This is a genomic window from Geminocystis herdmanii PCC 6308 (genome assembly GCF_000332235.1).
GTDB lineage: Bacteria > Cyanobacteriota > Cyanobacteriia > Cyanobacteriales > Cyanobacteriaceae > Geminocystis > Geminocystis herdmanii.
This window is the reverse complement of the sequence record NZ_CM001775.1, coordinates 147,942-159,514: the sequence shown is the minus strand read 5'-3', so window position 1 is coordinate 159,514 and position 11,573 is coordinate 147,942. Positions and strand designations below refer to the sequence as shown.

Genomic DNA, 11,573 nt, shown 5'->3' with positions numbered 1-11,573 from the left:
ACTACAATCTAAATAACTGCCATGAAAACCGATAAACTATTCTACACAATATTTCTCTCCCAACCCTCCCTGATTCATGAACTAATCCCCAGTATTCCTCCAGATAGTGAATATAATTACGATGCTCCCGTCATTAAAGACACAGAATTTCGTCTTGATGGTTTATTAACTCCTGTGAGAGAAGATTTGCCTTTAATCTTTTTAGAGGCACAAATGCAAAAAGACTCAGACTTTTATGGTAGATATTTTACTGAAATATCTTTGTATCTCTATCAATATAAGGTAAAAAGATCATGGTATGGATTGCTAATTCTGAAAAATCGTAACTATGATTTAGGTTCCGAAAAATCCTATGAATTATTGCTCAACCATCAAGTCAAAAGACTATACTTAGAAGATTTACTACCATTAAAGGATTTACCACCGAATTTATCCTTATTAAAACTAATCGTCACCCCAGAAACAGAAGCAGTTGATTTGGCTAAAAAGATTTTAGATGAATCAGACAATGAGAGGGAATTTCAACGACGATTAAATATAATCGAAGCTATACTAAATAGTAAATTCAATCAATTAAATAATGAGGAAATATTAGCTATGTTAGACCTAAAAACAGCGAAAATGCCCAGTGAACCTGTGTTATATAAACAAGTAGTTAGTTACTGGAAACAACTGGCAAGAGAAGAAGGTTTACAAGAAGGACGACAAGAAGGTTTACAAGAAGGACGACAAGAAGGTTTACAAGAAGGTAAGCAGGATGGTGAAGCAGAGTTATTAGTTCGTCAATTAACTCGCCGTTGTGGTGCTTTATCCGATGAATTACAAAGTAAAATTAAAACTCTTTCTATTCCTGAGTTAGAGTCGTTGGGAGAAGCGTTATTAGATTTTCAAGGCATGGATGATTTAGATAATTGGTTCACAGAAAATCAAGATTAATTCTTCGCAAATTCTATTATCATTAAATTTGTTGGTAATATTTACCTAAACTAAGTTACAATTCGGAAAATTGTGATCATTGACCTAAAATATGTCGGATACCATTATCCCCGTTGAAAATCTGGGTAATTGAATTGTTAGTCTTTAAAAAATTTTATGGAAGTTCAGCCAAAAGAACTAAAGATTTATTTAACATCAGAGGGGAAAAGTCCTTTTGAAGAATGGTTAAATTCCATTAAGGATCAAAAAACTCAGGCGATTATTGATAATCGTTTAAGACGAATTAGATTAGGCAATTTAGGAGATTGTAAATCTTTAGGGTATGGAATTTTTGAATTAATAATTGATTATGGTAGTGGTTATCGAATTTATTTTGGACAAATAAAAAATACTGTTATCTTATTATTATGTGGTGGTGATAAAAGCACTCAAAAAAAAGACATTATTAAAGCACAGGAGTATTGGCAAGATTATGCAAATCGTGAAAACACCAACCAGTAAAAATTATCAAGATTATTTATTATCAGCTTTAAATGATCCTGAACGAATTGCCAAAACCATCGAAGTAGTTTTACAGGAATCTGAAGATTTATCTGCATTGTTAAGATTAACTTTAATGGATATTATGGAGGCAAAAATTCACAATAATACTCTCAGTAATGAAACCAAATTAGCGTTTGATCAATTAGATCAAATATTAGTCAAAAGCAATGGAACAGAAATTTATGCTTTAGTTGCTTTATTGTCAACTTTGGATTTACAAATAAAAATTGACTCCGTTTTCAAAGCTTAATCTCAAGAGTCATTTAGATAATTGCTTCACGGAAAATCAAGATTAATTCTTCGCAAATTCGATTATTATCAAGATTGTTGGTAATATTTACTTAACTAAGATAAGATTCTTAAATTGTCATCATTGACCTAATATGTCAGATACCATTATCACCGTTGAAAATCTAGGTAAAAAATATGTCATCGCCCACGAAAAACCTGAACGTTATACAGCCCTACGGGATGTCATCGCCAATGGTGCTAAATCCTTTGGGCAAAAACTGTTCAAAGGTCAAAAAACCCTCGATACTTCCGAAAAAGAGGAATTTTGGGCATTAAAAGACGTTTCCTTTGAGATAAAAAGGGGAGACAGAGTCGGCATCATTGGACGAAATGGAGCAGGAAAATCCACCCTCTTAAAAATCCTCAGTCGCATCACCGAACCCACTACCGGTAAAATATCCATTAAAGGGCGAGTAGCCAGTTTATTGGAAGTAGGTACTGGTTTTCACCCTGAATTGACAGGGCGGGAAAATATCTTTCTCAATGGAGCAATTTTGGGCATGAGTCGGGTGGAAATTAAGAAAAAGTTTGATGAGATTGTCGCTTTTGCGGAGGTAGAAAAGTTTTTGGATACTCCCGTCAAGCGTTACTCATCAGGGATGTATGTGCGGTTGGCTTTTGCTGTAGCAGCCCATTTAGAGCCAGAGATTTTGATTGTGGACGAGGTTTTGGCTGTGGGGGATGCCCAGTTTCAAAAGAAGTGTTTAGGGAAGATGGAGGATGTAGCCAATAATGAAGGAAGGACTGTCTTATTTGTGAGTCACAATATGAGTGCAATACAAAGTTTATGCAATCAGATTATTTATATGAAATTTGGGCAGATAGAAAGTCTAGGTGATGTAAATGAGACTATAAATCTTTATCTTTCCGATTCAAGAGATAATCCTAATTATTTATCATCTGTGTTTCCTTTAAAAATAAGTAAATCTCTGAAAATCAATCTATTTTCAATATCTCCAAATCCTATCGAGACTGGTCAATCACTAGATTTTTGTGTAGAATTTTCTTCGGAAAACAAAATTAAGATAGCTGAGGTTGCGATACTCGTTTATTCTATCTTAGGTACTAGAGTCTCGATTATCGATCTAAGAAATCATCACTTGCTGAGTAAAGTAGAATCTGAAAACAGCTTGAAGATATCTGGATCAATCAAAGAGTTGCCTTTAGTGGAAGGGGAGTACAACATTGGGTTATATATAGTGTCCCATGATGTCTCGGAAAATTTTTTGGATTTATTGACTTTAATTATTAATAGCAAACCAAAAACAGATAACATAATTCCTTATTCCCCCTTACACAGGGGATTTGTTGAACTTAAATTACTTAAAACTTCTTGCAAATCATGATACACGAAAACATCAAACGTCAAATAAAAAAAATTCTTTATGGAAAAATTCCGCCATTCGCAGGTTCATTTCCCTACTACGGAACAAAAGTCTTTTTTCCTAAAGATTCTTTGATTTTTCAAATGGCTTGTGAACAGGGTATATATGAATATGAAAATATTAAAGTTGTATCTAGCTTAATAGATTCCAATAGTTTTTATTTTGATATAGGGACTAATATTGGCTTAATGTCTATCCCTATTTTATCTGAACATTCATCTTGCCAAGTGGTCTCTTTCGAGCCTTCTCCTAATGCACTACCATTTTTAGAACGTACCATAAAAGAAAGTAAATATAAAGAGCGTTGGCATCTTGTAGATAAGGCAACAAGTAATATAGTTGGAAATTCTGATTTTTACATTGCAAAACCTAGTTTTGGAGCGTTAGATTCTTTTTCTGACACAAAAAGAACCGATTTTATTGATAAAGTATCTATTCCTACAACAACCATTGATACGGTTTGGGAAAATTTAGGTTGTCCGAAAGTCTCATTGATAAAAATAGATGTTGAAGGAGGAGAATATCAGACAATACAAGGCGGATTGCGTTGTATTGCTCAAGAAAATCCATATTTTCTGATTGAGTGGAATAAGTTTAATATTAAACCCTATGGCTACAGCTTTGATGCTTTAATAGATTTGGCAAACCAAATAGGCTACTCTATATTTAGTGTACCCGGTTTAATGGCAATTAATAATTCAGCAATACTGAAATTAAAAATGATTGAAACTGAAAGTTTTTTGTTGATAAGTAATAAAAGAATTCGACAATCCAAAACATTAAATCTCTCTTCTAGTTAAGCAAATGTAATAAAGGTTCGATGCCATTATTATTAACTGAAAAAGTGCGATCGAGCAACTCCACTCTGTGATCATAACTTTTCTTATTTTGTCAAACTTGGTAAGTTCGATCGATTTTGAGGAAGTGGGAAGTTCGATCGAACCAATTTTAGATTTAATTAAATCAGGAGAAAATTCACGGGTTGAGTTTAAATCAGCAGAATTTCGTAATGAAAGTTTAGCCAAAGAAATCGTTGCTTTTGCCAATATGAAAGGTGGCACAATTTTAATCGGCGTAGAAGATAACAGAGAAATCTCAAGAGTTCAAAATGTTGCGTTATTGATGGAAAAAAATTATTTCCATTTGTCGTAATAATATTCAATCATCTCCCATTCCTGAATTAATCTCTATTTCCTATGAAGATAAATTTATTCTTAAGATTGAAGTGGAAAAGGGCATTTCCAAGCCTTATAAAGTCAAATCCCTTAATCGTTACTATATCAGAGTAGGTAGTGTATCGATCGAATCGACTCAAGAAGAATTAATTAGACTCTTGCAGGAAGGAGGGCAATATCACTTTGAAGTATCTTCTAGGGCTCGATCGGGAATAATGGACTTAGCCCCTTTAAAATTAAACTAAGTACTTATGCAAAATAGATTGTGAATTTTAAAATTAATTAAAATAACTTACATCTTTGTTGTCTCTTGCCTTGTGCCTTTTGCCTTTCATAAAGTAAACATACAATTAATTTTGCCTACTCACTTAAACAAACCTTTTATTATCCCCTTAATTTATCTTTACAAAAAGGAGCAAAAGCATCATCAAGAGATAAACTAATGATTGATTATTCCCAAAAAACAGAAACTTATTTATCTAAATAACAACCTTGAATAACTATATGCAATATCAAATTTTTATTCACAGTAAATCAGAACAAAGCTTTATGGCTGAAGTCGTTGGTATGTCTAATTTAGTATCCGAGGGTGCAACAGAAGAAGAAGCTTTACAAAAAATCAAAGCAACCTTAGAAAAAACTCTCTCTAGTGGTAAATTTATTAACATAGAAATTCAGGAAAAAGAGAAAATTCCTCAAATGAAATATGCAGGAATATTTGCTGATGATCAAACCTTTGACGATTTTATGGAAAAATTAAAGTTAATTCGTCAAGAAGCAAATGAAGCAACTGATTAATTATGAATCTGTATATTTTAGATACTGATTATCTCAGTTTGTATGGGCGAAACCATCCTCCATTAATAACTCGTTTATTGAAATCTCAAGTTCAACTAACCACAACAGCTATTAATGTAGAAGAACAATTAAGAGGACGTTTAGCACAAGTCACTCAAGCAAAAGAGGGATTAACTTATTCTGTTGCTTATCAGCGACTAATCGAAACAGTTATGCTTTTATCAGAATCTACAATTTTACCCTATGAGACAAAATCAGATGAAATTTACCAAAACCTCAAATCACAGCGTATTCGAGTTGGTACTCAGGATTTAAGAATAGCATCAATAGCGATCGCTCACAATGCTATTTTATTAACGAGAAATCTACAAGATTTTGAGAAAATTCCGGGGTTAGTTACTGAAAAACTGGGTTTATAATCGTTCTAATATTACCGTTGTTAGTCCTAGTCAGTGGTTAACGGATCAGGCAACTAAAAGTATGCTTAACCAGTTTACCATTAAAACTATTCCGCATGGTATTGATACGATACTAACGCCTACTTACCTTTAGATCAAGAAAAATGTCGTTATCTGTTGGGCATTGAGAGTCAGAAAAAAGTGTTGATGTTTGGTGCTGAAAGTTTAAAAGTCACAAGAAAGGGAGGGGATTTATTATTATCGGCTTTACAAAAATTACCCTCCAGCCTGAAACAAGAAATCACCCTTTTAACTATCGGTACTCGATCGATTTTAAAGAAATGGGAAGTTCGATCGCAGAGCTCCACCTTTGGTGATCGAACTTTAATTCTGAATAAATTACACTATCATTAAAATAGTTTATTCTATCCGGCAAAGGGAAATTATGACAGCGACAATCCTTCAAAACCCTAGTGAAAATTTAACTCCAAAAAGCTACTATACTCCTGAAGAATATCTGGCTTTTGAGGAAAATTCTAAATTTAAACATGAATATAGGAATGGAGAAATAGTACCCATGACAGGAGAGACTACTAATCATAACGAAATTGCAGGGAATTTTTACGCTAATTTAAAAACTGCTCTCAAAGGACAAAATTATCGAGTTTTTTTTGCTGATGTGCGTCTTTGGATACCTCGTTATCGTCAATATACCTATCCTGATGTTATTGTAATTCAAGGGAAACCTGTCTATGACGGAAAAGGAAAAACAACGGTAACAAATCCCTTCTTAATTATGGAAGTTCTTTCAAAATCCACTCAAGATTATGATAAGGGAACTAAGTTTGACTATTATCGATCGATTTCTGAGTTACAAGAATATATTTTAATTGATCAATATCATATTCAAAAATTTACTAAAAATACTGATAATAATTGGGTTTTACGGGACATTGAGAACCCAGAAAATATAGTAAATTTAGAGTCATTAAAATTGCAAATTTCCTTAAAAGATTTATACGATAATGTTGATTTTAATGATTCAGAAGATAAAGATTAAAATTAGTTCTACCGAGAGTGTTATGAACTTGTCTCAAATAATACCTCGAAGTATTATCCAATTATTGGAAGATGATAATTTAAGGGAAACTATGGCGAAAAATTGTCGATACATAGCTTTGACTGAATAACCTTTAGAGTTACAAGTTAAAATATATATCACACTATATCAGGAGATTTTAAAGAATGCTTAGGTTCGATCGAATCCACTAAAAAAAATTATTAAATTTTTATCATTAAAGTTAAACTTAATAAAGAACTTTCGTTGGTCTTAATTAATGTCTATATTTACCACAGAAAAACTCGATCGAACCTTGCTCGATCATTGGCTAATACTAGAACCACAGAGATCAAAGAATGTAGTACCAGAAAATTTGCTTTAAGTTATGTTCCTGTCTATTTCCAATTCATAAATTATGCTTTAATCTAAATATCATTCCTGAAAATTTCACAATAGGATTGATTGAATTATGAATAAAATAAATTATAAAGACATAAAATAATATGAAAAAACTTTTAGTGACTGGCTCTTCCGGATTAATTGGTTCGGAAGTGGTTGAATATTTTTGCCATCAACATTGGCAAGTTTTCGGTATTGACAATAACATGAGAGAGGACTTTTTTGGTTCTGCGGGTAACACTATTTGGAATCAAAAACGTCTTTGTGAAACTTACAGTAACTTTACTCATTATGATTTGGATATTCGAGATCGTGCAAATGTACTTAAATGTTTAGAATCTCTCAAGCCTGATCTCATAGTCCATACTGCCGCTCAACCAAGTCATGATTTGGCAGCATCTCGCCCATTCGATGATTTTGATGTGAACGCAGTGGGAACTCTTAACCTGTTAGAGGCAACCCGTAAATATGCCAGTGATAGTGTATTTATCCACATGAGTACCAATAAAGTTTATGGAGACAAACCCAACTCTATCGCCTTAAAAGAATTAGAAACTCGTTGGGATTATAATGATCCTATCTATGAAAATGGTATTAATGAGAATTTCTCGATCGATCAAAGTAAGCACAGTCTTTTTGGTGCTTCAAAAGTAGCCGCCGATATTATGGTACAGGAATATGGACGTTACTTTAATTTAAAAACCTGTTGTTTGAGAGGGGGATGTTTAACGGGTCCGAATCATAGCGGAGTTGAATTACATGGTTTTTTGAGTTATCTAATTAAGTGCAATCTTGAGGGCAAACTTTATAAAATTTTTGGGTATAAAGGAAAACAAGTTAGAGATAACATTCATTCCTTAGATGTCACTAGATTTATCGAAGCCTTTTGGGTAAATCCTCGTTGTGCAGAGGTTTATAACCTAGGAGGGGGGAGAAATAATAGCTGTTCCATCTTAGAAGCATTTGATCTAATTTCTAATATTAGTGGTAAAACGATGGAATATGAATACGTCGATAAAAATAGAGAAGGGGATCACATCTGTTATATTAGTGACTTGACAAAAATGAAAACAGACTATCCCAACTGGAATATTACAAAATCCCTAGATAATATTTTTGAAGAAATATACCTTAGTTGGCAAAAGCGAATAGGATAAATTTAAAGTCATGATCTAGGAATATATGAACAATGATATTTAATCCAGAAACATTACCCCGTTTACTATATATAGCCGATGTTCCAGTGGAATCTTCTTATCATGGTTCTGCGTTGGTTTATCGGTTGTTAGAAGAATATCCCCCCAACAAACTACTGATTATAGAGACAAACTTACTTGTTTCTCAAGGACAACGGCGTTTATCCAATGTTGAATATAAACAATTAAGGATAGGAAATCAACGTTGGCTTAATACTAGATTCCAAAAATATCTGCGTTCATTTTATTTGTTAACAGTAAAAAATAAAATTTCTCAAATACCCACATTATTGGGCGATTTTCAACCCGAAGCGGTTTTAACCGTCACTCACGGTTATTCTTGGCTGATAGCGGCTCAATGGGCAGAACAAAATAATTTGCCATTACACCTAATTCTCCATGATGATTGGATTCCCATTGCTCCTATTTTAGAACCAGTCAGGAAATGGCTCGATCGACAATTCAAAAACATCTATCATCAAGCTAAATCACGTTTTTGTGTTTCTCCGTTTATGGTAGAAGAATATCAACGTCGTTATGGTATATCGGGGACTGTTCTTTATCCTTCCCGTGCTAAAAATGTTGTCTCGGCAACAGAACCAGTAATCAAAATTAACGATAAAAATAAACCATTTACTGTTGCTTATGGGGGAACTATTAATAGTCGTGGTTATGTTCGTGCTTTGCAAAATTTAGCGGAAGCCCTAGAAAAAGTCAACGGTCAATTAATTATCTATGGAACTTTAACTAAAGAAACAGCTAACGCCCAAGGGCTCGATCGTCAAAATATCGTTATAGGAGGTTTAATACCAGCCCATCAGTTTATCGAACGAATACGCCAAGAAGCCGATGTTTTATTTTTGCCCATGTCTTTTGAAGAAAAAGATAAAGTAAATATGCAAGTTAGTTTCCCTAGTAAATTAACTGATTATACAGCAACGGGTTTACCACTCTTAATATATGGACCATCCTACTGTTCGTCGGTTCGTTGGGCAACGGAAAATCAGGGGGTTGCTGAAGTGGTGGAAACAGAAAAACAAGATTTACTAACACAAGCTATAAACAAAATGATTAACAACTCAGAATATTGTTCCTCTCTAGCTATAAAATCGTTGAAAAAAGGAAGTGAATATTTTGACTATGCCAACACAACCAAAAATTTTCATCAAGTTTTATTAAACAAATTTAATTAGTGCCAAATCGTCAAATATGAGTACAACCCTTCGTCAAGCAACCTTAAAGTTATGGGAAAATACCTTGTCATTAGCACAAAGAATGTTAGGTATTTAAATAAAAATTAGATAGATACTACTTACTACTCTCTATTACTAATTTAGATTAATCAGTGCGACTCGTTCTAGCCAAAGTCTAGGGTAACACCGAAACGTAAGCTAGGCAAGGTTAACAGAAATGTACCTTGACAACTCTATATCCTTGTAGGTGAGAACCCTACCCATGATTGTCCATGTGAAAGCATAACCCTTACTGACTCGGCTTTGGTAAACCATTCGGTAAAGCAGGGTTAAAAAGTGGTAACTGGAAGCCTAATCTGGAATCCCACTGAGCAATTTAACTAAGACTAAGCAATGAATCCCCGACAGAATCATCGTTACTAAAAACTGGCTAAATAAGGCTGATAAGCCAGAACCAAAAGGTAAAGTTCTAATGTACCAGTAGATTTTGTTGTCTGAACTGGAGACAAATACAAAGAATCGGTGAATAGAGGAAGTCTAAGGTTGAGTAATACCGCAATCAATAAGATTGACGGAAGGATATAGGGAACGAGATAACCTCCCATAATCTCTCAAAGAGGTCGAATACTTTGAGCAGTAACCAGCGTAAGGTTATGGGAGACAGGATTGTGTAAGAAGCCAACGCTTTTATGTAATGTAAAAAGATATGCCGACGTACACACTTTGATAAACAATGTAAAGTCAATGAAGTAATAAAATTATGACAATGGCAAAACCGATTGATAAAGCAAATAACTGGAACACATGGCAATCCGTTAATTGGAAAGTTGTGGAAAAACAGGTATTTCGATTACAGAAGCGAATTTACAGAGCGAGTCAAAATGGTAATGTCAAGTTGGTTCACAGCTTACAACGATTACTCATAAAATCCTATTGTGGACTCAACTTTAATAGCGAGGACTTGTTAGAAATCGACCACATTATCCCGAAATCGAAAGGTGGAAAGGATATATATAATAATTTACAGGTTTTACATAGACATTGCCACGATGATAAAACTGCCAAAGATGATAGTTTGAATCGTACCCATGACAAGGGGTTTATCAGAGAGGAGCGGAATGAAGCGAAAGTTTCACGTTCCGTTCTGAAGACGAGTCAAGTTCGTGAGGACTTGGCTTAGTTTAACACTACTTTCCTAAATAATGTTCTCAATTTATTCAATGGAAGTCTCATATCTAAAATTTAAGTCAAAAAATATATGGTCTTTTTTTCCGTTATTATTCCAACCTATAACCGAGCTAATCTAATTGAGAAAACAGTAGATTCTGTTTTGAATCAAGATTACAGAGATCGAGAGATTATTATTGTTGATGATGGTTCTAAGGATAATACTCTGGATGTGTTAAAAAAATATAAAAATCAAGTCCGAGTACTGAGGCAAAACAATCAAGGAGCAGGGGCGGCTCGTAACTTAGGTTTGAAATTTGCCAATGGTCAATATATAACTTTTTTAGATAGTGATGATTTGTGGTTTCCTTGGACATTAAATACATACAAAAAAGTCATTTTAGATACTAATTTCCCAGCATTTGTTGCGGGAAAAGAGTTGAATTTTTTTAATGAACAGGAAATTTTATCAGTCAGTCAGTCACAGTTAGAGGTGACATTATATAATGATTACTATGCTTCCGCTTATGAGGATATTTGGATAGGAACTTGCTCAACGGCGATCAAAAAAGATACTTTAGATCAAGTAGGAGGTTATTGTAATCAAAATATCAATGCAGAAGATTCTGATCTTTGGTTAAGGTTAGGTAATGCAAAGGGCTTTGTTTATATCAATTCTCCTTATTTATTTGCTTATCGTCGTCATGAACAAAGTGAGGTGTCTAATTTAGATAAATCCTATCAAGGCAAGTTGTATATTATTAATAAAGAAAAAACTCAACAATATTCTGGAGGAAAGGAGAGAAAAAGAGAAAGACTATACATTATTACACGTCACACTAGATCTATGAGTTTTGCCTGTCTTAAACAGGGAGAAATTCAAAAAGGGTGGCGAATATATCAAAATACTTTTTTTTGGAATCTGAGACTCATTCGTGTACGTTATTTATTGGGTTTTCTTCTTATCACAACCAAAAAAATATTAGAATTACTAATAAAGAAAATATCATTAAAATAAAATCAATAATAAAA

General features: G+C 33.6%; 15 protein-coding genes. All 15 read left to right on the top strand.

Features of this window, described 5'->3' with window-relative positions:
• Positions 1-21: 21 nt before the first annotated feature.
• The 15 genes from SYN6308_RS00910 (at position 22) to SYN6308_RS00840 (ending at position 11,559) form a co-directional block, all read left to right on the top strand.
• A complete protein-coding gene (locus SYN6308_RS00910) occupies positions 22-936 on the top strand; it encodes a DUF2887 domain-containing protein (RefSeq protein WP_017292544.1) in 915 nt (304 codons plus the stop codon).
• A 156-nt stretch (positions 937-1,092) separates the two neighbouring features.
• Positions 1,093-1,437 (top strand): type II toxin-antitoxin system RelE/ParE family toxin, encoded by a 345-nt coding sequence (locus SYN6308_RS00905; RefSeq protein ID WP_017292543.1) that lies wholly within the window; start codon positions 1,093-1,095, stop codon positions 1,435-1,437.
• The gene (locus SYN6308_RS00900; protein ID WP_017292542.1) at positions 1,409-1,729 is read left to right on the top strand and encodes a hypothetical protein; all 321 of its coding nucleotides are present in this window, start codon (positions 1,409-1,411) and stop codon (positions 1,727-1,729) included. The genes SYN6308_RS00905 and SYN6308_RS00900 overlap by 29 nt, the downstream gene beginning before the upstream one ends.
• Positions 1,730-1,862: 133 nt before the next feature.
• Positions 1,863-3,116: an ABC transporter ATP-binding protein gene (locus SYN6308_RS25370; protein WP_017292541.1), complete on the top strand. Its 1,254-nt coding sequence runs from the start codon at positions 1,863-1,865 to the stop codon at positions 3,114-3,116.
• Positions 3,113-3,955: an FkbM family methyltransferase gene (locus SYN6308_RS00890; protein WP_017292540.1), complete on the top strand. Its 843-nt coding sequence runs from the start codon at positions 3,113-3,115 to the stop codon at positions 3,953-3,955. The genes SYN6308_RS25370 and SYN6308_RS00890 overlap by 4 nt, the downstream gene beginning before the upstream one ends.
• Before the next feature lie 67 nt (positions 3,956-4,022).
• A complete protein-coding gene (locus SYN6308_RS25245; protein ID WP_202803873.1) occupies positions 4,023-4,307 on the top strand; it encodes an AlbA family DNA-binding domain-containing protein in 285 nt (94 codons plus the stop codon).
• Entirely contained in the window at positions 4,288-4,575 is a 288-nt protein-coding gene (locus tag SYN6308_RS25240; protein ID WP_390091406.1) for an AlbA family DNA-binding domain-containing protein, read from the top strand. The genes SYN6308_RS25245 and SYN6308_RS25240 overlap by 20 nt, the downstream gene beginning before the upstream one ends.
• A gap of 304 nt (positions 4,576-4,879) precedes the next feature.
• Positions 4,880-5,128, top strand: a complete 249-nt coding sequence (locus tag SYN6308_RS00875) for a type II toxin-antitoxin system HicB family antitoxin (RefSeq protein ID WP_202803872.1) — start codon at positions 4,880-4,882, stop codon at positions 5,126-5,128.
• Between the two features lie 2 nt (positions 5,129-5,130).
• Positions 5,131-5,547 (top strand): type II toxin-antitoxin system VapC family toxin, encoded by a 417-nt coding sequence (locus tag SYN6308_RS00870; protein ID WP_017292536.1) that lies wholly within the window; start codon positions 5,131-5,133, stop codon positions 5,545-5,547.
• Between the two features lie 186 nt (positions 5,548-5,733).
• A complete protein-coding gene (locus SYN6308_RS00865; protein WP_017292535.1) occupies positions 5,734-5,940 on the top strand; it encodes a hypothetical protein in 207 nt (68 codons plus the stop codon).
• Between the two features lie 31 nt (positions 5,941-5,971).
• On the top strand, positions 5,972-6,586 hold the full coding sequence (locus SYN6308_RS00860; protein WP_017292534.1) for a Uma2 family endonuclease: 615 nt from the start codon (positions 5,972-5,974) through the stop codon (positions 6,584-6,586).
• Positions 6,587-7,089: 503 nt separating this feature from the next.
• Entirely contained in the window at positions 7,090-8,142 is a 1,053-nt protein-coding gene (locus tag SYN6308_RS00855; protein WP_017292533.1) for an NAD-dependent epimerase/dehydratase family protein, read from the top strand.
• A 32-nt stretch (positions 8,143-8,174) separates the two neighbouring features.
• Positions 8,175-9,374 carry a glycosyltransferase gene (locus SYN6308_RS00850; protein ID WP_017292532.1) on the top strand — a complete coding sequence of 400 codons (1,200 nt, stop codon included), beginning with the start codon at positions 8,175-8,177 and terminating at the stop codon, positions 9,372-9,374.
• 760 nt (positions 9,375-10,134) lie between these two features.
• Positions 10,135-10,554 carry a reverse transcriptase N-terminal domain-containing protein gene (locus SYN6308_RS25945; protein WP_017292531.1) on the top strand — a complete coding sequence of 140 codons (420 nt, stop codon included), beginning with the start codon at positions 10,135-10,137 and terminating at the stop codon, positions 10,552-10,554.
• A 78-nt stretch (positions 10,555-10,632) separates the two neighbouring features.
• A complete protein-coding gene (locus tag SYN6308_RS00840) occupies positions 10,633-11,559 on the top strand; it encodes a glycosyltransferase family 2 protein (RefSeq protein WP_017292530.1) in 927 nt (308 codons plus the stop codon).
• Positions 11,560-11,573: the final 14 nt, after the last annotated feature.